The organism is Vibrio sp. A37, from assembly GCF_059777565.1.
In genome coordinates this window covers 777,521-797,411 of record NZ_JBLNLI010000001.1, presented here as the reverse complement: position 1 = coordinate 797,411, position 19,891 = coordinate 777,521, and the positions used below count along the sequence as shown (strand labels likewise).

Here is a 19,891-nt window from a genome sequence, read left to right as displayed (position 1 = left end):
AGAAACCCTCAGAAATTAACCAAACAAGCTGGCAACCCTCTAATTTTGAAGCAGTTCACAGATATACGCAACGACTTTCGAGCGTACAACCGTTAACGTTTAGCTACTATTTTGTTATTTTTCAATAAGTTATAAATAAAACATTATTTTATTAGACACACCTCTTTAGAGCTATAACTCTAGTGACAGTTCTGACCACGATTGATTTTCTCCATCAAAATTACCTTAAGTTACCCATCAATTTTGGTGCCAATTATTTAGATGGCCCCTATTGAGTACCTACAGCTAGCTTAATAATTGTCGGCTTCCGTATTCGAAACTTTAGGGCCTATTGACCTTTTTAGTACACAAACCCAATGATAATCCGAGCGAATGTAATTTTAGCTGAGTGGCTGCTGAGCTTTGCGACCACCGGGCCGATACTTATCCATTACACTGTCCAAAGAGTCGTTGGTAATCGAAGGGTTTGCTTTCTGCAAACATTCTAATAAGACTTTCTTATTGGCGTGAACTCGCTGAGTAGACTCTGGTCGATTCCCACCAGGGGTAGGATTCACATGACTAAAGCAATCAACAAATTGTTGTTCAGTCACCCCTAGATCATGGCTTATTTCCTTTACAGGCCTTTTGGGGTCATTTTTGAGAACAGGTGTATCAGCGAGAGCAGAAAAAGATAAAGAACAGCAGATCAAAAAACTTAACGACTTTAGCTTCATACAAGCACCTTTGATTGACTTCAATTGAACGTTGCTTCCCTGAACTGGGTTTGCTGATCAAACATGCAAACCGTTAACATAGGTTGTTACAATATAAATCTACCTTTTTTTGTTTTTTTTAGTAGTAAAAACATTATGTTGTAGTTGCGATTTAAACGCAAGATCACACTTATTGAGGTAAAATACGAACAATTGTTACCGGTCGTAATGTACCTTAACAAGGGTACAGTTATTAAAATGAAAATTATTCATGGATAAATTATGAACTCTGTTATCGACACCATTCTTTCCCATCGTTCTATTCGCAAGTTTACCGAACAGGAGATTTCCGAAGAGCAGCTCAATACCATCACTCAGTCGGGGGTAGCTGCTTCATCGTCTAGTTTACTTCAAGCTGTTTCAGTCATTCGCGTAACTGACGAGAGCAAGCGTCAAAAACTTGCGGAGCTTGCTGGCAACCAACAATACGTTCAAGCCGCCGCGGAGTTTCTAGTATTTTGTATCGATTTCAACCGACACCAGCAACTTTGTCCTAGTGCTCAATTAGATTTTACTGAATTAACACTAATTGGGGCCATTGACGCCGGAATTATGGCACAAAACTGCATGTTGGCAGCTGAGTCTTTAGGTTTGGGTGGGGTGTACATTGGGGGCTTGCGCAATAACGCAAAAGACGTCGACCAATTGTTAGCGCTACCCAGCCACGCGGCGGTATTGTTTGGTATGTGTCTAGGTTACCCTGCTCAACAGCCAGAGCTTAAGCCCCGTCTACCATTGAGCGTCGTCGTTCATGAAAATCAGTACCACTCGTTAGATTTAAAGGATGTTGAAAAATTCGATCAAACAATGCTGGAGTACTATTCACAGCGCTCTTCTAACAACAAGCAACAATCTTGGTCAGATCAAATGAGATCTAAATTGACGAAAGAATCTAGACCTCATATTAAAGGATACCTTGCTGAAAAAGGCTTAGCAAAAAGGTAACCGAATAAACAATGGTTGAACTGGCTTTTGAAACAATGTGGGTTCAACCTTGTTGTAACTCAATAAAGGTTTCTCGCCAATCATTAAGTTCATCTTTTAAATGTTGAGTCTGTTTTTCGTTCATTGATTGAACGATCTCCACAATATATTTGTTCGCTAGTGCTAGATTATGTTGGCGCTTAGCTTTTAAGCTGTCTGAGTGATAATTTTCTGGGAAATAAACCAACTGGTTGAAGTGAGTAACGAGATACATTCGATTATGTCTATTATCTAACAGTTTGCTAATTTCCCCTCTTAACCTTTCTTGGTATTCAAGCCATTCCACTTTAGTACCCACTATTTCTTGAACCCATATGCTTATTGTCTTAGCCTGCTCTTCATTGACTGAGCCTAGCCACTCCTTAAGCGTACCCTTGATTCTGTCAGCATATATCTTTCTAGACTCTTTAGAGGATCTCTTCTCTAACTTAAGCTCTGTTTTTTTATGTTTTTCTTCGATTACGGCAGTAAAACCCCTAACCTGTTGATCAGAAAGGCTTTGAACCAACAGCAGAATATCTGGTGCCGCTTTTTGTAACATGACTTGACTGCGCTTTCTAACTTCAGACTGTAGCGATTCAAGATCAGCAGTAGAAAACTGCTGCGGTGACATTGCCACTAGCTCGTCAATTTGACTTACATATAGTGCTAATTCATTTTCACGGTGCCACTTACCAAGCAAATCTACCTTTCGCTTTATCATCTCCTGCTGGCTATCATCTAAGTCGATATAACCTTCGATATATCGAACAGCCAACCAATCCGCATTGTTGTATGCTAGCTGAGTCCCACAACCTGCGCATAATAAGCAGATAGCGAACCCTATCCATTTTTTCAAAGCTAAACCTTCCACACTTTCCACGACGGTATAATTATAGATAATCTGCCACAAGAAACATGGTAACCCTCCATTAACCTCTCACTATTCGATAATAGCTCTGCGGGAAACATTCATTAACACAACAAGCCTCTATCAAAATTTACATTCACAACATGAATCAATAAAGTTCGGCCTGAGAATTTAAACGAGTAATCATGCAAGTTTAATGACAAGTGTTATTTCCGCTCTAGTTGTTTTGATTATTACTTTCATTAAAAGGCGACATTTGACATCGTCTATAATAACGAAAGCTCCTGCAAATAAGGTAACCAAATGAGCTCATCTGTTTTGTTGATTGAAGACGATATGGATTTGGCAGCAACTGTCATAGACTATCTCGCATTAGAAGAAATCTGCTGCGACCATGCTGCAAACGGAATGGAAGGCCTATCTTTAATAAAGAAGTACGAGTTTGACGTAATAGTATTGGATATCAATATGCCTAAAATTGATGGCATTACCGTGTGTAAAAAATTACGAGAGCAAGGGGTAAGTATACCAATCATCATGCTAACTGCTCGTGACACACTCGACGATAAACTCTTGGGATTCGAAGCAGGCGCCGATGATTACTTAGTTAAACCATTTGAATTGCTAGAGCTCACTGCTCGGCTCAAAGCATTAGCAAAAAGAAATAGTGGTCAAAGCAACATATTTTCCATGTTTGGTGTTGAGGCTGACTTTAGCCAAAAAACAGTAACTAGAGATAAACAAGAAATTCACTTATCTCCAATCGGCTGGAAGTTGCTCGAAATTTTAATGCGCAACTCACCCAATGTTGTATCCCGTGAAAAACTCTACTCTTCAGTTTGGGGAGATGACTGCCCTAATAGCAACAGCTTAAAAGTTCACTTGTTTAAGCTAAGAAAGCAATTAGATTGTGACTTTAACGTCAAGCTAATCAAAACAATTTCAGGTCAAGGGTTTGCCTTTAGGGAAGACTATTGTGAAGACCAAAGCGAATAAACCAGTATCTATAAAAAATACGTTTACCAGAGCACAACTCACAACGACTGTAATCGTCATTCTAACTTATACGTACTTTGTCGGATGGTTTACAGTCCAAGGCTTTAAAGAGGCTCACTATCAGTTTTTAGAAAACGAAGCACAGCAATTCTCAAAACTTTATGACAAATCTACCACTGCGCCACTGCCACACACTGCCAACATCAGCAGCTATATAGGTTGGCATTCTCTACCTGACTGGATACAAAGTACGATATCTCCAACAGCAGATCCGACACAAATAAGCTTAAGACGTATTAGGTATATCGACGGCCACGTCACACATGTCTTTTGGCCCGACAAAACCTTATTTTTACTTACTTACCCCTTAAATGATGGAAAGACTCTTTATTTAACGAGAATATTTAACGTCCCTAGTGAGCTGTCTTTTTTTACTAAAAACAGATTCACCACCCTACTTTTATTAACCTTTCCAATTGGCTTTATCATTGGCTTCATAATGCACATTATGGCTCGTTTCTTCGCGCTTAAAACGCTTAGATTACTGGCCAGATTAGGTGATTGGGCCGACTCTTTGACAGCCGAGGATATCAATAAGCCAATACCTGATTTCCAATTCGAAGAAATCAATCGTGTAGCAAGACAACAACAGTCAAGCTTTGTAAAGATCACTCAACTTATTGAAAAAGATAAAAGCTTTTTGCGTCATGCGAGTCATGAGCTTAGAACACCCATAGCAATTATGCGAAACAATGGAGAGTTGCTAGAAAAGATCGCTGAAAGAGACAAGAAATATGCCGCATCTATTGCAAGGGTTAATCGAGCAGCACTTAATATGCAGCATATAACCGAAACTTTGCTTTGGTTAAGCAGTGAAGACGATCGTCAACTTGGAGTAAATATTGTAAACTTCAATGACCTTTTAGAAACGCTTATTGAAGATAATCAATACCTGCTTGAAGGCAAAGTTGTTAACATCCACCCAAATATCTCACAAGAAGAGCTACCTATAGAGATGATCCCTTGTCAGTTGGTCATTAACAACATTTTACGAAACGCATTTCAATATACGCAACAAGGCAGAGTAGGGATTGAGTATTCACGTGGTTGTATCGTTATTGAAAACAACGACGAAAGTTTAAGCACTCAAAGGTTAAGTTCTAGCGATTATGGTTACGGACTCGGCCTTCAGCTTGTCGAACGAATCGTTTCAAAAATGGGTTGGTATTATCATCATGAGGTTGTTGAGGGTGGTCGCAAAGTCACCATTCAATTTACTAGAGCCGATACCCCTCAAAAGACCGACTATCAATATTCATAAAATCCTGACAGCTTTTGACGGATTCTTTACACATATATCAGTATCATTAGACGCTTCAACACATTGAAATTATCTCAAGAGGTAGCTTCCCGTAACCGCAAGCTTATCTTCGCTACCTCTGGCTGTATATGGACTGAATCAACATGAAGAAACTAATAGCGCTAACCATTTGCACTTTAGCTTTAGCGGGCTGTGGACAAAAGGAAGTGAAAAAAGTAGAAACGCCCAAAGTGAAAAACCCAATATGTGACACAACGGCTAACTTGCCTGGTGGTTGGCAAGCGACTGAAGTAAACCCTGACATTCATAAAGCGTTAAAATTGGTGATGTCTCATATGGATACTAGCGCTAAACTCGACAGCATTATTTCTGTACACTCACAAGTGGTCAATGGTATTAATTACGCGATTGAGTATCGTCTTACAGACAATACTGTTTGGCATGTTATTGTTTACCGCAGTCTCAAAGGCGAATACGCTATTTCAAAACCACCTCAGCAAGGTCCGCTTTGTTCGTAATATGTTGAACCTTTAAAGTCCTACAACAACTGTATGACAACTCCCTCTTTTTGCTTCAGCAAATAGCTGAAGCATTTAAATCGCTCAACAAACAAACAAAACTTACTCCTTCGAAACTTAACACATTCGAAAATGGCTTTATTGAGTGCAGAAAAGTTGTACTTTTTAGTGATATGCAGATCTAACTTATATCATTAACTATATATTTATCCACACTATTACCACATTCATCACAGAAATAACCTTCAATATTTAACAAACTCCTCACACTTTCGTACGAGCATTCGTTCTGTAAATTGCTATATGGACATACAAAGCTATCGTACGTTTCATATAAAAATAAATAATAATGAGGACACCTATGTTTGGTATATTTAAGCCAAAGGCCCATTTACCTCCGCTATCTTCAGACAAAGTTGATAGCGCCTACTCAAAACTCCGTTGGCAACTATTTCTTGGCATATTTCTCGGCTATGCTGGCTACTATTTAGTTAGAAAAAACTTTAGTTTAGCTATGCCCTACCTAATCGAACAAGGTTATAGCCGAGGAGATTTAGGTGTAGCTTTAGCGGCGGTTTCGATTGCCTATGGCCTTTCCAAGTTTTTAATGGGTAGTGTGTCTGACCGCTCAGATCCAAGGTATTTCTTGAGTGCTGGCCTGCTGATGTCCGCGTTAGTTATGTTTTGTTTTGGTTTTATGCCCTGGGCAACGGGCAGCATCACTGCCATGTTTATTCTACTGTTTATCAATGGTTGGTTTCAGGGTATGGGTTGGCCAGCCTGCGGACGAACCATGGTGCATTGGTGGTCTAGAAAAGAGAGAGGAGAAATCGTCTCCGTATGGAACGTTGCCCACAATGTTGGTGGTGGTCTAATTGGCCCAATGTTCTTATTAGGATTATGGTTATTTAACGATGACTGGCATACCGCATTTTATGTCCCAGCATTTTTTGCCACGCTGGTCGCCATTTTCATTTGGTTGACAGTAAGAGACACACCTCAGTCATGTGGGTTGCCCTCCATCGAAGAGTATAAGCAGGACTTTCCTGATGATTACAGCGCCTCACATGAGAAAGAAATCTCCGCCAAAGAAATCTTTTTTAAATACGTATTTTCCAACAAGCTACTTTGGTCCATCGCCATCGCAAATGCCTTTGTTTATCTGATCCGCTATGGCGTTCTAGATTGGGCTCCTGTTTACCTTAAAGAAGCGAAAGATTTCAGTGTAGATAAGTCTTCTTGGGCTTACTTCCTTTATGAGTGGGCCGGTATTCCCGGAACCCTACTTTGTGGTTGGATATCGGACAAACTGTTTAAAGGTCGTCGTGCCCCAGCTGGAATCTTGTTTATGGTGCTTGTGACTGTTGCTGTGCTCGTATACTGGTTCAACCCTGCCGGTAACCCAACTGTCGACATGCTAGCTTTAATCGCAATTGGCTTCTTAATATATGGCCCTGTCATGCTAATTGGCCTGTATGCGCTAGAACTCGCTCCTAAAAAAGCAGCGGGAACGGCCGCAGGTTTAACAGGATTATTTGGCTACCTAGGGGGAGCAGTTGCCGCCAATGCTGTACTCGGATATACCGTAGACAAATTTGGTTGGAATGGTGGGTTTATTGTATTGGTTGGAGCATGTATCGCCGCGATTGCTTGTCTAATTTACGCATATGTTGGTGAAAGGCTGCATCATAAAAACAAACATCAAGCCTCTGAGAATCTAGCTTAGGAAAGGATACCGATTAATGAAATTACTCAAAGTATTTGCTCTCTCTGCTTTCATGACGATGACATCGCTTGCACAAGCGAAGCAAATAGTAATTGCTCATCGTGGTGCGTCTGGCTACTTACCAGAGCATACCATGGCTGCAAAAGCGATGGCTTATGCCATGAAACCAGACTACATCGAACAAGATGTAGTGATGACAAAAGATGACAAGCTCGTCATTCTGCATGACCGATATTTAGACCGTGTGACCGATGTCGCTATCAAGTTCCCTAACCGGGCTCGGCCTGATGGGCGTTTTTACGCGATAGATTTTACGCTGGAAGAAATCAAAAGCTTAAATGCGACTGAAGGGTTTAATTTAGATAAAGATGGCAAACAGCAACAAATATTCCCAGAGCGGTTTCCAATGTGGAAGTCTGAGTTCAAAGTTCATACCTTTGCAGAGGAAATCGAACTTATCCAAGGGCTTAACAAAACTCTGGGTTACAATATTGGCATATACCCAGAGATAAAAGCTCCATGGTTTCATCGGAATGAAGGCAAAGATATTAGTTTAGCCGTACTTAATACATTAAAAAAATATGGTTACACGTCAAAAAACAGCAATGCCTACCTACAAAGTTTTGACCCAATCGAGTTGAAGAGAATCCATGATGAACTATTACCAAATATGCATATGGAGTTAAAATTAATTCAATTAATGGCGTATACAGATTGGAATGAGACGATGGTAAGAAAAAACGGCCAACTTATTCCGTACAAATATGATTGGATGTTTAAACCAAATGGTATGGAAAAAGTTGCTGAATACGCAGATGGTATCGGCCCTTGGAAATCAATGTTGGTTGACGAAACCTCTACAAAGGATAATATTATTATCCTCCCACTCGCTAAATCTGCTAAAAAGGCGGGCTTAGACATTCATCCTTATACCTTTAGGGCTGACTCTGGACGAATTCCTGATTATGCAGATAACTTTGATGACATGCTGAATATTTTCTATAACAAAGTAAAGGTTGACGGTGTATTTACTGACTTTCCAGATAAAGCGGTAAACTTTTTACACTCAAATGACACAGGGAAATAGCTCGACATATTTCTCATATAGCCTGCCTCCATTATGGAGGCGGGTTATTTATTACATTAAGGAAACATAAATAAATATTATTATTAAGTTGTCATTTTTAAAATTATCAACAAATTTAATATTTACCCTTGGAGTCCAGAATATTCTTTAGTATTTTGTGTTTCCAACTTCAGTTCAAATTACAGGTCTTTTATGTTTTCTTTAAAAAAGCTCGCTGCAATATTAATCTGCGTAGCACCTTTTGCTGCTCAGGCAGCACCAACAATTTACGTGCAAGCGTCAAAAGGAAGCTTTAATGATGCAGCACTGCACCAGCTGATAAAAAAAGAGCCAGAACTTAAGAGTGACGTCATTTTTTCTGGCACACTGTTAAACACGTATAAGCAAGCAGATCTCAATAAAGGGGTCGCATTCACTGCAATCGAAAACTCAACAATTACAGGTAAGTTGGTGAATGCAACAGTGAAAGCATTGGAAGAATACAAAGTCACCAAACCTATCGCCTTTATTACTACCCCCATAGATATGTGCGCCTTTATGAGCAAACAGGATGTAGAAGCCAAACAACCAATTAAAGCGATAGCCTCGCATCCAGCGGCACTCAAAGAAGTGAGTAAATGGAATCAGTCGTATAAAGCAACTGAAATAGCAGTTCCGCAGGGTACTGCTTACGCCGCTAAGGAAGTGGCAATGCATAAATTGCCAAAAGGCACAGTTGCGGTCGGTGCTTGCGTGTTGAATGAGATATATCCGAATTTAGTCAACGTGGGCACAAATATTCAAAACGACAAGTCAAATCGCACCAGCTTTATGCTTGCAGAAGTGACTAAGCGTGAAAAGCCTATTTCTGAGAATCTCGCTGCTTCAGAATTGCAACAAATTATTAAAACTGCGAAAAATAAAAATAAAAACGTTTTATAGTAGAAAGCAAAGCCTAGGGCCTCACCTGGGCTTTCAAATACAAAATCAAAGATTTAAGTAACATCTCTATTAACATAAATCATTAAAAACATTAACTTCTTTCCAATTTTAATATTCAATGTTACACATAGTGACGATTTATCGACAAAAATAAAATCTTTTTTGTGCTAAATTTAAAACTGAAATAAATGTAAATAACCTGAGCTCAGGTTTAGAGATAGCCATATATGTAGATATTGCAACGGCAGTACGCAGTAAATTTACCCCAATGCATTTTAAGTAGGACTACCACTGGCTAATTTGGAACTAGTTGTAAATTAACCCACACTAGAGGTACCTGTTATGCCTAGACAAAGGTCGAATGCGATAAGTGAGCCACCACCGTTAAACACCAACAATGCCTTACCCCCAATGTACCTAGATATGCTGAATCTTTTTTCGAATACGAATATTGAAGGGCTAACGCTTATCGAAAAAATTCAAACCGCAGTCGATGGCTTGTCTACAACTAATGATTTAGCAGACTCAATATCGCAAGCGTCAAGTGGGAAAGACTTCTATGTCACTCAGGGAATAGAAAAAGCAAAATCTGGTGTCCAAGATTCTAAAGCATACAAATACATACAAAAGATAATAACCACAGTTAAAGACAAGCTAAAGGAATTTTTCCGTCGTCATGGCGGAGCGGTACTTCAGCACGTTCAGAATGCAATAGTCTCTATGGTCCCTAAGCTCATATTTAAAGTTCTGGAAGAGGTCGCGCCAATTTACGGTGATATTAAGAAAGCCGCAACAGCAATTTATCCTGTTTTACAAAAATCAGTGACTTATTACAAAACTCGAAATTTGAGTAGTAATACTAGATATGCAAGTGCTGAAGATGTTATTGAAACTGTACGTTCAGAAATTGGGTCGGTTGCTATCGAGAAAGGTGTGGTTGCCCTAACCTCTGTCGGCTCGCTATTTATTGATGTAGGTACTCTGGGAATCTCGTCGACAGTCACTACCGTAGTAAAAGCGGTAAAAGCGGTATTTGATTTCTTGAAAGGATTATTTGATCGCTACATGATGGTTAGAAACTTTAAGAAATTTAAAAAGCAATGCATCAACCTCAAATTAAAAGCAGGAACACTGACTGCTACTAGGTTTAAAGAGTGGCTTCGTGGACAAATGGAAACTATCCCGATCCTAGCTAGCTACATTGTATGTATGCCTTGCTATAGTTCGCCATATAATTTCCTAGATATTGTAAATGCGAAACCTAATCCTCCATCCAAAACCACCAAACTTTACAGAAAACTGAAAAGAAAGTTTGGTAGAAGTGGCCCAGTCGATCCTATTTTCTCCCATCAAAAAGATCTACTGTCTGCGTATAGATCTTTGCAGGATGAAGCAAGAGCATTTATTTCCGAATGTCCAATCCAGTTAACTAGTGAAAAACCTGGAGCGCTTCAAGTCTTAAATGCTGCTCGAGGTGAAACCAACTTTATCCCTGGTACAGACGAAGATGAGTTTAAAAAAGCAGTTAGAAAACAAAAGTGGCAAAACCTCAAAGATGGTACGACTATAAAAAACAAAATATCAGAAACCTTTACTGTGTCTAATATGGCTTCAACCGCCTTTGGCCAGTTTGACTCCTATATGGATACCTTAAACGAAGAAGGATAAAAGCCATCTTGACTAAAAGGGCTATGGTTTCCAAATCATAGCCCTTTTTAATTTCCATTTTATCTGCCAGCTGTGAGATGCCTGTCACCTTTGAGGGCTCTAAGGTATACGCCAATATTTATATAACATAAGCTGTTATAAATACCTTCAATTGAGAAAGGACCTCTCAGCATGAAAAGAATTACCTCTCTGCTACTTTTAACCACCTTTTTTTCTTTCCCTAGTCTCGCAAAAGACTGTGGTACGGTTACGATTGCAGACATGAACTGGAACTCGGCAAGTTTAATTGCCAACATCGATCAATTTGTTCTTGAACATGGCTACGGTTGTGATGCTCAGCTTATACCAGGCGATACGATGCCCACAGGCACATCAATGATTGAAAAAGGCCAACCAGACGTAGCACCTGAATTATGGACCAACAGCCTGAAAGACGCGTTGGATAAGGGCGTTAAAGAAAAACGTCTGCGCTATACTGGTCACGTCCTAATTGATGGTGGCGAAGAAGGATTCTGGGTTCCAGCTTACATGGTCGAAAAGTACCCTGATTTGGCGACCATCGAAGGGGTAAAAAAGCACGCCAAGCTGTTCAAGAACCCTGAAGATCCAGACTCATCTGCCTTTTACGGCTGTCCTGCTGGTTGGGCTTGCCAAATCTCAGCGGAAAACCTATTCAAAGCGTTAAAACTCAAAGACTCGGGCTTTACCTTGATTGATCCAGGCTCAAGTGCGGGCCTTTCTGGCTCACTGGCAAAAGCAAACGAACGCAAAGAAGCTTGGTTTGGCTACTACTGGGCTCCAACGGCCATACTAGGTAAGTATCAAATGGTGAAAGTAGACTTTGGTAGCGGCGTTCATGAAAAAGAGTTTGTGGATTGCATTACTCAAGCAGATTGTGAAAACCCTAAAGTATCGATGTACCCGACTTCTCCGGTATATACCGTAACCACTGAAAAATTCGCTTCCCAATATCCAGACGTAAACCGTTACTTCGTTAAACGTGGTTTCACCAACCAAGAGCTAAACAAGCTACTAGCTTGGATGGAAGACAATCAAGCTGATAGCAATGAAGCTATGCATTATTTTTTGAGCAATTATCCACAAACTTGGCAAAGATGGGTACCTGAAGATGTTGCTAAAAAAGTACAAAGTGCACTTTAAGCCAATTTAATAATATGCGCAGTAACCCAAAAGGTTACTGCGTTTTTATAAGGATGTAACTATGGCCGATAGCGCTTGGATAAGCTTTCCTGAGATGGATCGCGCGGATCTTCGACTAATTAAAAAGACGTTAGATGGAGGGTACAGGGAGTTTTCCCGTGAATACGGAGACTTAATTGAATCCTTCTTTGATCCCCTCCTATCCTTTCTCGTTTGGTTTGAAAAATTACTAATATCAACACCTTGGTGGTTAGTTCTCGCAATATGTGCAGGGCTAATCTACGTTGCAAGCCGCTCATGGAAATTGACACTTGGGGGCATCGTCTCGCTACTGCTTATTGGATATTTCGGTATGTGGGAAGACACAATGCGAACCTTGAGTATCATCACGGTATGCACACTACTTTCAATAGCTATCGGGATTCCCGTAGGCATAGCGATGGCACGCTCAAATCGGGTGCAAGCAACTGTCACTCCGTTACTTGATATCATGCAAACAATGCCCGCTTTTGTCTATTTGATCCCTGTGGTGATGTTACTAGGCATCGGTAAAATTCCCGGCTTAATTGCAGTCGTCATTTACGCTATTCCACCTGTCATTCGTTTAACAAATCTTGGTATTCGGTTGGTTGATAAAGAAGTTTTGGAAGCTGCAACAGCATTTGGAGCAAATAGCAAGCAGCGACTTTGGGGAGTCCAATTGCCACTGGCAATGCCTACAATTATGGCCGGTATCAATCAAACAATCATGATGGCCCTATCCATGGTCGTTATCGCCTCGATGATAGGTGTAAAAGGTTTAGGACAACCAGTTCTCAAGTCCATCACCAACCAATATTTTACGCTTGGGCTACTTAACGGATTTGCGATTGTCGCACTTGCTATACTATTTGATAGGGCTTCTCAGGCTTACGCTAAACGCGTGCAATCTCACCTAGGAGAAAATAAGCATGACTAACACCCTTGTCGAGATAATTGGTTTGTACAAAATTTTTGGTCCAAAGCCTTTATCTGTGGTCGAAAAAGTAAAATTAGGTGAGTCAAAAGAACAAATTCTCTCTGATACTGGCCACACTGTCGGCCTGAAAGATATCAACCTGAGTATCAATAAAGGCGAAATTTTCGTCATTATGGGACTATCCGGTTCGGGTAAATCAACACTCATACGTCACTTTAACCGCTTGATCGATCCTACTATGGGGCAAATCCTCGTTGAGGGTGTTGATGTGACTGAACTTTCCACTAAAGAGTTGGAGGAGTTTCGTAGGTACAAAATGTCGATGGTATTTCAGCGTTTTGGTTTGATGCCTCACAGAAACGTCATTGATAATGTCGCCTATGGTCTTGAAATTCAGGGAATTAGCAAAGAACAGCGACTAAAAAGCGCACAAGAATGGCTTGATACAGTTGGGTTAACGGAATATGCCAAACAATACCCATCACAGCTCTCTGGCGGTCAGCAACAACGTGTAGGGCTCGCCCGAGCATTATGCACCAATGCTGAAATATTGCTGATGGATGAGGCTTTTTCTGCGCTGGACCCACTCATACGCAGCGAAATGCAAGATCAACTTATCGAACTGCAGGAGAAGTTACATAAAACAATTATATTTATAACACATGACCTTGATGAGGCGTTGAGGCTGGGCGATAGAATCGCCATTTTGAAAGACGGAGAACTGGTTCAGCAAGGCACACCAGATGAAATACTTCTAAACCCAGCCAATGACTACGTTGAAGCCTTTGTTAAAGATGTAAATCGCGCTAGAGCACTTACTGTGGAAGCGGTTATGCAACCTCCAGCTCATCGTATTACAGCTGAATCCATTGATGAAGCCTTCAAACAAATGAAGAAACTCAAAAAAGATTATGCGTATCATGTGACAGAAGACGGCTACCAAGGATTAGTAACCAAGGAAAACCTACAATCAGCAGTCGACGACGTCACTATCGCAGGGTTCAATGAAGATATATATGAAGAAATCCCTGCGATTTCACCAGAGGCCGCTATTGAAGAAGTATTGCCTGACAGCATGTCTTGTGAATATTCGCTACCTGTTGTGGACGAAGAAGGTAACCTAAAAGGTGAACTCGGGAGGCAAGCAGTCGCAGACATTTTCACAGAGAATAATGAACCTGAAGCTGAAAACGTTGCGAATTAATTAGATAGAATCTCATAACCTTTTAAGTAACGAACAAGTTGAATTCGTTATTTCATCTTGTTCGGCTTTTAGTACATGAAAAGAACGAGAGCTAAACAAAATCTTAGTATTACGACACTACCATATACGCCTAACAATAAATAATTATTGTCATAACGATTAAAAATTTTTGTTTTTCATTTTTGCAAAATCGCTCTAATTTCGCATTGTTCCAATAACAATGAATGCATAGAGGGCGATATGATAAATACTCAGCTACGAGTGGGTGAGAGAATATTTTACGATAATAAAACGTTCCCACGTGGCTTTGCTAAATCAGGCAACTTCACAATTATTGAAGAAGAGCTATTGATGAAATACGGTCATACTATGGAACAGCTAGAGTCAGGTCAGTTACCCCCACAAAATTCAGAAGAAGCCCAATTTCTTAATGTACTTACCGACCACTCACTAGCGACGACTAAACTAGAAAAGACGTGGCTTAAATACATAAAACTCGCCAGAGGAAGAAAACAATTTCATACACTTCATAGCAAAAAACCCGTTGCGGATGAAAGCTTGGTACAACTAGAAGAGGACACTTCTGACTCTTTGTTTGAAGAAGAATAAAATACAGAGATGCTAAGAGTGAGTTATACAGACTTAATCAATCAACAACTGGAAACCAAAGATATATATATCGCCGTTAGAGTAAACAACCTAAAAACTAAACAATCAGAGCTCATAACCAACGTGCCAAATGATTTTCGAGAAATCTACTATCAAAATCATTACAACGAGATCGACGACACTTTTGAGCAAACCGAAGAATGCCTTGGTAAACTGTGTTTTCCCAATACTAGTAACGGCTCGTACCACTCAGAGTTTTTGCCTATTTTAGAGTCCTATGGTTTGTATAACCTTGCTTCATTCTCGATAGGAAATGATCTTCTGCTCACCTGCGTCATCACTTTGCCATACACCGTTGACAATGCGCATGCCAAATTTACTTCAATGCGTGACGATATCGTTAAGTGGTGTAAAGTCGTTGTTGATGATTATTGCAAACTGGCCAACAGTGACGACTTCGACTTCACACAAGTGCCAAAATAATAATGGCTTACACAGGCATCAGTTTCTTTTGCATACTAAATTTGTCAGCATTGATACCTTTCTTCCAGTAGCCTACAGCAAAGGTATTCAATCGACTAAAACCAAGGCTTTCTTGCAGTATTGGTCGCAGTGAACGAATAGTACGTGCTTCAAGCCCAAGAAAGACATGGCTGTCCTTATCCATATCATGCGCAGTATCCTTTACTACTTCTTCTAAAGGTAGCTGCGCTTCATCTTCAATATACCAATAGGTATTTACCGAATCATCATAATCTAATTCGATAATATCCTCCCTCGTTGGTACCGAGATTATAGCCCGTACATCTGCCTCTTTGTTAAACCTAGGTACATAGCCATTAATAGCGTTTACTGAGGTGAGATCGCCTACCAGTAGATAGCTATGATGCGCAAAGTTTGTCAACTTCATTGGCCCAGGACCCGCAATGCCAACTTCGCTACCCACTTTCGCCTGTAAAGCCCAATTCGTTGCAGGTCCACTGTGTCTATTCACTACAAAATCCAACGCTAATTCGCAGGTTTCTGGGTTAAAAAATCGTATTGTGTATGAACGCTTTTTACCACCAAACTCCCCGTCTGCTGGCAGTACAACTTTTACATAGGTTCCCTCTTGTCCTGAAGGGAAATCTTTTAAGCTATCACCTGATACAATTATTCGTCTTAGATGCGGAGATAAGTCTATTACTTGTGTAACTTGAGCTAAACGCATTACTCTTTTTTGCCTCACGAACTTTTCCTCTTTCAGTTGAAAAACGTTAACTATGTTGATAAAGTCAACCATAATTCAATATAGATGATAATGTCAACAAATTTTATACGAGGAAATGATGAGCAATAATTCACTATCTGACCCAATTTTTGAAATCGTACATCGTTATAAAATGGCAATGCGAAAAGAGATGAGAGCAAAGGAGCTTGGATTAAATAGGATGTACGTAAAATGCTTGTCTTTCATATATGAGTCAGAAAGCTGCACTGCCAATGACATTGTTAATCACTTTGGTCGAGACAAGGCGCAAATAGCGCGATTAATTAAAGAAATGAGTGAAAAAGGCTGGTTAACAAAGTCTCCTAACCCAGAAGATAAACGATGCCAACTTCTTGTTTTAACAAATCAAGGTATCATTCTAGCCAAGAAGATTTCTGAGACGAAAGCTAAGTTGCTGAACAAAATCAATCAAAACATAACAAACGAAGAAAAAGCCATTTTTACAAAAGTCGCGGAAAAAATTTCTGAGAATCTGAAATAAACAAGTGGGCAAGGTAGTCGGCCTACCTTGTCCATTAAACATTTTTTATTAACGTAGCTTTAAGGTTTTTCGTACTCACCACGATTTGAAGCTTCTCGATACTGTTTCAGTTTTCCAGAAGCCAGTGCCTTTGCAAGCCCTCTATTAAAAGCGTCGAGCAACTCTTGCGCTCTCGGTGAGTTCTTGGAAATAATGACATAGTATTCATCTGTAGAGAGAGGTTTTTTATTAGGTTCAATCTTTCCAGACAACCCTAATCGATTAATCGCTTCGAAGCCAACATCTGTATCCTCAATAAGTGCATCCAAACGACCTGCCGAGAGCTTTTTATAGTTGCTGTCTGGTTTAGCAATACGTTGTATCTTCAGCACCCCTTGCTTTTCGAGATCATCGGTAACGTAGGAATAGCCTACAACACCACCGATTTTATATTTAGAAAGGTCCGTTAATTTTTGCCAAGATATTGGTTTGGATGTTTGCTGAAACAAAGATGAACTTAGCTCAATAACAGGATCTGAATATAGAAAGGATTTTTCTCTGTCAGGGTTTTTACTCCACAGAAAAGAGCCATCAAGCTTTCCACTTTTAGTTTCTTCAAACCCTCTCTTCCAGGGTAAGAATACAAACTCAACTTGATACCCTTCACTCTCGAACACTTCTTTCACAAACTGAGAAATGAATCCATTTTCCTTCAAAGATTCAGATTGATAAGGCGCCCATTCGCCATTAGCGAGTTTTACTGTCTTGGCAGATAAACCTGACGATAAACCTAAAGCTGCAACCCATATTGCCAGTAGCTTAATTGCTCGATACATGAGATTCCCTTCTCTGTTACTTTTGTTGTTTACCTAAGTAAGAATAGCATCAATAAGCTACGTCAACTCAGCGACAGACAAGTTACATAGGACGTATGACTATAGGGACTTTGGTTAAACATTATCAATGGTCGGCATCGGTTACTACTTACCTTTAAATGAAATTAATTTTTTGGTTCTCTGTTGGAGCTCTTGTAAAGTTTGGTTAGGCCCACTCCCTACTGTGTAACGAATTTGCTGAGCTAGCAAATTATAAAAGTTGACATAAGAGAGCTTCAGCATTGAATAAGCAGTAAATGAATTGTTTTGCATTAACGCTTGTTGCTCTGTCATCGCATAGTCACTTTCTGGAGCTTGTTCGATAATACTGAGAATGACTCCAGTTCTGTTTTGCCGAATATTGCTTTCATTGCGGTCTTTTTTGTTATGCTTTTCTGGCCCATAGAGCACTTGAACAACATTTTTTGCTAAATCAGATTGAGCGGCCAATTTAGCCTTATTTTCTGCTTCGGCTAAATTGGTTGCCTCACCAGTTCCAACACCAAATACTCCCAATTTGTCTGGCTTCGGATGATGATAAGCCCATTGAGGAACTGGATTAGAGCTTGTACTGGTAGAAGGCGCACCAACAAACTGAGCACCGACTAAAGGAGAATCGACGATTTTAGATGTCTGCGTAGTGGTACACCCGGCAAGAAACAAAGAGCTCAGCAACATATAAACAGGTGAACGGCGCATTACATCTTCCTTCCAATTCGAACATCTCAGTTTAAAACTCTACGATAGACAACATAAAATTTATATATTTCAAAAAATTAAGCTACATTTAACTTAGCAGAGTCATTCTTAATACTATCTAGCTTTGGAGCTATTATGGGACATGACCACCATCATCATGAGCCAGCTAATTATAATAAAGCCTTCGCTATTGGGGTGCTACTGAATATTGCATTTGTCGTTGTTGAGGCCATCTATGGACTGCTGGTCAACTCTCTTGCACTGATAGCGGACGCTGGGCATAACTTAAGTGACGTTGTTAGCCTTTTGCTTGCTTGGGGAGCGAGTGCATTAGCTAAAAAGGCCGCGACTGACACTCGTACTTATGGCTACAGAAAAGTAACGATTCTTGCGTCTCTGCTAAGCGCGACTCTGTTACTTGTCGCACTCGGTGGTATAGCTTGGGAAGCATTCGGCCGTTTAACCGATCCTCAGCCGATTCAAGGTATGACTGTCATCATTGTTGCGGCAATCGGTGTTGTCATTAATGGTGTTACTGCATGGCTTTTTGTTGGAGGACAAAAGGAAGACCTCAACATTCGAGGTGCTTACTTGCACATGGCTGCGGATGCGGCGGTATCACTAGGAGTTGTACTCGCTGGGATTGTCATCATGTTGAAAGGCTGGCTATGGGTTGATCCAGCGATGAGTTTAGCTATTGTAGTCGTGATTTTCATTGGAACATGGGGACTATTAAAAGACTCGCTTTTGTACTCTATTGATGCCGTGCCAAAAGGCTTAAATGTCTCTGATATAAGAAGTTATCTTTTATCAGAAACTCAAGTTACTAGCCTACATGACTTACATATATGGCCATTGAGTACCACAGAAAACGCGCTTACCGTCCACCTCGTGTTGGCAGATGTCACTCAATCGGAATCCGTTCTAATTTCTATACAACACAATTTAAAGCAAAAATTTAATATTGCTCATTCTACTATTCAAATTGAATCCTCGCGTAATGAAGGCGAATGCTATAAAACCCAGTTGCATTGTGATCCGCATTGAATACATATTTATTGCCGCTTAAATGCAAACCAACACTTCAACGCCTAGCTTTTCTATCGCTTTAAGCTCAGATTTTGGAGCCGCTTCATCGGTGAGGAGAGTGGAAAAATCACTCACTTTACCCAATGTCGACGGATAGATTTGATTAAATTTACTTGAGTCTGTAAGGATAATATTTCGACGTTTTTTACCAATAATTGCGTTAGCTATATCAGCTCGCATCATATCTCGGCTAGTGAAACCGGCATCACGATGAAACCCATCAACACCTAAAAAAGCAGTGCTAAATTGAATATGCTCAATACAAAGCCTAGTTAAAGGGCCGACTAAACTTTCACCCTGTTGCTGATACACGCCACCAAGCAGTATAGTGTTTTTGCTTACATCACGTATTGAATGTGCGATGTAAGCAGAGGGAGTAATGATGGTGACATCGCCTCTTTCGGCCAACATTCGCGCTAGCAATGAATTCGCACTACCACCTTCTATTAAAACTGTCTCATCTTGGGCGACCAAATCTGCTGCTTTGCTCGCGATTCTTTCCTTTACTTCGAAGTTAACGGACAAGCGCGAATTGACATCATCAGTCTGCTGAGCAACTGCGGCTCCATGAACACGTTTCAGGTATCCCTGCTCTTCAAGATAATTAAGATCCTGACGCACTGTCACACCAGACACACCGATTAGCTCGCTCAATTCCTTTACTTGAACACGCTTGTTTTCGTTCACCAGCTGAACAATGGCCATTTGTCTAGAATTCACGCATGTTTCCTTAAGTTCTA

The 19,891-nt window shown here is 40.3% G+C and carries 21 protein-coding genes; 15 read left to right on the top strand and 6 right to left on the bottom strand.

Features of this window, described 5'->3' with window-relative positions; all coding sequences use genetic code 11:
• Positions 1 to 380 precede the first annotated feature (380 nt).
• Positions 381 to 716, bottom strand: a complete 336-nt coding sequence (locus tag ACM2FC_RS03435; protein WP_498479425.1) for a hypothetical protein — start codon at positions 714 to 716, stop codon at positions 381 to 383.
• Positions 717 to 977: 261 nt separating this feature from the next.
• Between ACM2FC_RS03435 and nfsA the strand changes: the two genes are divergently transcribed.
• Positions 978 to 1,700, top strand: a complete 723-nt coding sequence (nfsA, locus tag ACM2FC_RS03430; RefSeq protein ID WP_498479424.1) for an oxygen-insensitive NADPH nitroreductase — start codon at positions 978 to 980, stop codon at positions 1,698 to 1,700.
• Between the two features lie 43 nt (positions 1,701 to 1,743).
• Here nfsA and ACM2FC_RS03425 read toward each other — a convergent pair whose 3' ends face one another.
• Complete coding sequence (locus ACM2FC_RS03425) at positions 1,744 to 2,577, bottom strand: DUF6279 family lipoprotein (RefSeq protein ID WP_498479423.1); 834 nt, start codon at positions 2,575 to 2,577, stop codon at positions 1,744 to 1,746.
• Positions 2,578 to 2,892: 315 nt separating this feature from the next.
• Between ACM2FC_RS03425 and ACM2FC_RS03420 the strand changes: the two genes are divergently transcribed.
• The 12 genes from ACM2FC_RS03420 (at position 2,893) to ACM2FC_RS03365 (ending at position 15,241) form a co-directional block, all read left to right on the top strand.
• Positions 2,893 to 3,585, top strand: a complete 693-nt coding sequence (locus ACM2FC_RS03420) for a response regulator transcription factor (RefSeq protein WP_498479422.1) — start codon at positions 2,893 to 2,895, stop codon at positions 3,583 to 3,585.
• Positions 3,566 to 4,906: a sensor histidine kinase gene (locus tag ACM2FC_RS03415; RefSeq protein ID WP_498479421.1), complete on the top strand. Its 1,341-nt coding sequence runs from the start codon at positions 3,566 to 3,568 to the stop codon at positions 4,904 to 4,906. Before ACM2FC_RS03420 ends, ACM2FC_RS03415 begins: the two co-directional genes overlap by 20 nt.
• Positions 4,907 to 5,049: 143 nt before the next feature.
• Entirely contained in the window at positions 5,050 to 5,424 is a 375-nt protein-coding gene (locus ACM2FC_RS03410) for a cystatin domain-containing protein (protein ID WP_498479420.1), read from the top strand.
• Positions 5,425 to 5,785: 361 nt separating this feature from the next.
• Positions 5,786 to 7,150, top strand: a complete 1,365-nt coding sequence (glpT, locus tag ACM2FC_RS03405; protein ID WP_498479419.1) for a glycerol-3-phosphate transporter — start codon at positions 5,786 to 5,788, stop codon at positions 7,148 to 7,150.
• Between the two features lie 16 nt (positions 7,151 to 7,166).
• Positions 7,167 to 8,237, top strand: a complete 1,071-nt coding sequence (gene glpQ, locus ACM2FC_RS03400) for a glycerophosphodiester phosphodiesterase (RefSeq protein ID WP_498479418.1) — start codon at positions 7,167 to 7,169, stop codon at positions 8,235 to 8,237.
• Between the two features lie 192 nt (positions 8,238 to 8,429).
• On the top strand, positions 8,430 to 9,158 hold the full coding sequence (locus tag ACM2FC_RS03395) for a prephenate dehydratase domain-containing protein (RefSeq protein ID WP_498479417.1): 729 nt from the start codon (positions 8,430 to 8,432) through the stop codon (positions 9,156 to 9,158).
• Between the two features lie 342 nt (positions 9,159 to 9,500).
• Positions 9,501 to 10,826: a hypothetical protein gene (locus tag ACM2FC_RS03390; protein WP_498479416.1), complete on the top strand. Its 1,326-nt coding sequence runs from the start codon at positions 9,501 to 9,503 to the stop codon at positions 10,824 to 10,826.
• A gap of 171 nt (positions 10,827 to 10,997) precedes the next feature.
• Positions 10,998 to 11,987, top strand: coding sequence for an ABC transporter substrate-binding protein (locus ACM2FC_RS03385; RefSeq protein WP_498479415.1), 990 nt, complete (start codon positions 10,998 to 11,000; stop codon positions 11,985 to 11,987).
• A gap of 61 nt (positions 11,988 to 12,048) precedes the next feature.
• Positions 12,049 to 12,945 (top strand): ABC transporter permease, encoded by an 897-nt coding sequence (locus ACM2FC_RS03380; RefSeq protein WP_498479414.1) that lies wholly within the window; start codon positions 12,049 to 12,051, stop codon positions 12,943 to 12,945.
• Positions 12,938 to 14,149: a quaternary amine ABC transporter ATP-binding protein gene (locus ACM2FC_RS03375; RefSeq protein WP_498479413.1), complete on the top strand. Its 1,212-nt coding sequence runs from the start codon at positions 12,938 to 12,940 to the stop codon at positions 14,147 to 14,149. Before ACM2FC_RS03380 ends, ACM2FC_RS03375 begins: the two co-directional genes overlap by 8 nt.
• Before the next feature lie 240 nt (positions 14,150 to 14,389).
• Complete coding sequence (locus tag ACM2FC_RS03370; protein ID WP_498479412.1) at positions 14,390 to 14,758, top strand: MaoP family protein; 369 nt, start codon at positions 14,390 to 14,392, stop codon at positions 14,756 to 14,758.
• 18 nt (positions 14,759 to 14,776) lie between these two features.
• Positions 14,777 to 15,241, top strand: coding sequence for a hypothetical protein (locus ACM2FC_RS03365; protein WP_498479411.1), 465 nt, complete (start codon positions 14,777 to 14,779; stop codon positions 15,239 to 15,241).
• Between the two features lie 7 nt (positions 15,242 to 15,248).
• Here ACM2FC_RS03365 and ACM2FC_RS03360 read toward each other — a convergent pair whose 3' ends face one another.
• Positions 15,249 to 15,986: a siderophore-interacting protein gene (locus tag ACM2FC_RS03360; protein ID WP_498479410.1), complete on the bottom strand. Its 738-nt coding sequence runs from the start codon at positions 15,984 to 15,986 to the stop codon at positions 15,249 to 15,251.
• A 100-nt stretch (positions 15,987 to 16,086) separates the two neighbouring features.
• On the opposite strand from ACM2FC_RS03360, the gene ACM2FC_RS03355 reads away from it, so the two are divergent.
• Positions 16,087 to 16,509: a MarR family winged helix-turn-helix transcriptional regulator gene (locus tag ACM2FC_RS03355; protein WP_498479409.1), complete on the top strand. Its 423-nt coding sequence runs from the start codon at positions 16,087 to 16,089 to the stop codon at positions 16,507 to 16,509.
• A 59-nt stretch (positions 16,510 to 16,568) separates the two neighbouring features.
• Here ACM2FC_RS03355 and ACM2FC_RS03350 read toward each other — a convergent pair whose 3' ends face one another.
• Entirely contained in the window at positions 16,569 to 17,324 is a 756-nt protein-coding gene (locus tag ACM2FC_RS03350) for a substrate-binding periplasmic protein (protein WP_498479408.1), read from the bottom strand.
• Positions 17,325 to 17,468: 144 nt separating this feature from the next.
• Entirely contained in the window at positions 17,469 to 18,062 is a 594-nt protein-coding gene (locus ACM2FC_RS03345; protein ID WP_498479407.1) for a hypothetical protein, read from the bottom strand.
• Positions 18,063 to 18,197: 135 nt separating this feature from the next.
• Here ACM2FC_RS03345 and ACM2FC_RS03340 point away from each other — a divergent pair, with 135 nt between their 5' ends.
• On the top strand, positions 18,198 to 19,109 hold the full coding sequence (locus tag ACM2FC_RS03340) for a cation diffusion facilitator family transporter (protein WP_498479406.1): 912 nt from the start codon (positions 18,198 to 18,200) through the stop codon (positions 19,107 to 19,109).
• An 18-nt stretch (positions 19,110 to 19,127) separates the two neighbouring features.
• Here ACM2FC_RS03340 and ACM2FC_RS03335 read toward each other — a convergent pair whose 3' ends face one another.
• Positions 19,128 to 19,871: a DeoR family transcriptional regulator gene (locus ACM2FC_RS03335; protein WP_498479405.1), complete on the bottom strand. Its 744-nt coding sequence runs from the start codon at positions 19,869 to 19,871 to the stop codon at positions 19,128 to 19,130.
• Positions 19,872 to 19,891: the final 20 nt, after the last annotated feature.

Excerpts from the sequence above, each read along its gene's own strand:
- glpQ (WP_498479418.1), top strand. The coding sequence starts at position 7,167 with ATGAAATTACTCAAAGTATTTGCTCTCTCTGCTTTCATGACGATGACA.
- ACM2FC_RS03420 (WP_498479422.1), top strand. The coding sequence starts at position 2,893 with ATGAGCTCATCTGTTTTGTTGATTGAAGACGATATGGATTTGGCAGCA.
- ACM2FC_RS03355 (WP_498479409.1), top strand. The coding sequence starts at position 16,087 with ATGAGCAATAATTCACTATCTGACCCAATTTTTGAAATCGTACATCGT.
- ACM2FC_RS03385 (WP_498479415.1), top strand. The coding sequence starts at position 10,998 with ATGAAAAGAATTACCTCTCTGCTACTTTTAACCACCTTTTTTTCTTTC.
- glpT (WP_498479419.1), top strand. The coding sequence starts at position 5,786 with ATGTTTGGTATATTTAAGCCAAAGGCCCATTTACCTCCGCTATCTTCA.
- nfsA (WP_498479424.1), top strand. The coding sequence starts at position 978 with ATGAACTCTGTTATCGACACCATTCTTTCCCATCGTTCTATTCGCAAG.
- ACM2FC_RS03395 (WP_498479417.1), top strand. The coding sequence starts at position 8,430 with ATGTTTTCTTTAAAAAAGCTCGCTGCAATATTAATCTGCGTAGCACCT.
- ACM2FC_RS03435 (WP_498479425.1), bottom strand. The coding sequence starts at position 716 with ATGAAGCTAAAGTCGTTAAGTTTTTTGATCTGCTGTTCTTTATCTTTT.
- ACM2FC_RS03340 (WP_498479406.1), top strand. The coding sequence starts at position 18,198 with ATGGGACATGACCACCATCATCATGAGCCAGCTAATTATAATAAAGCC.
- ACM2FC_RS03345 (WP_498479407.1), bottom strand. The coding sequence starts at position 18,062 with ATGCGCCGTTCACCTGTTTATATGTTGCTGAGCTCTTTGTTTCTTGCC.
- ACM2FC_RS03380 (WP_498479414.1), top strand. The coding sequence starts at position 12,049 with ATGGCCGATAGCGCTTGGATAAGCTTTCCTGAGATGGATCGCGCGGAT.
- ACM2FC_RS03370 (WP_498479412.1), top strand. The coding sequence starts at position 14,390 with ATGATAAATACTCAGCTACGAGTGGGTGAGAGAATATTTTACGATAAT.
- ACM2FC_RS03390 (WP_498479416.1), top strand. The coding sequence starts at position 9,501 with ATGCCTAGACAAAGGTCGAATGCGATAAGTGAGCCACCACCGTTAAAC.
- ACM2FC_RS03350 (WP_498479408.1), bottom strand. The coding sequence starts at position 17,324 with ATGTATCGAGCAATTAAGCTACTGGCAATATGGGTTGCAGCTTTAGGT.
- ACM2FC_RS03375 (WP_498479413.1), top strand. The coding sequence starts at position 12,938 with ATGACTAACACCCTTGTCGAGATAATTGGTTTGTACAAAATTTTTGGT.
- ACM2FC_RS03410 (WP_498479420.1), top strand. The coding sequence starts at position 5,050 with ATGAAGAAACTAATAGCGCTAACCATTTGCACTTTAGCTTTAGCGGGC.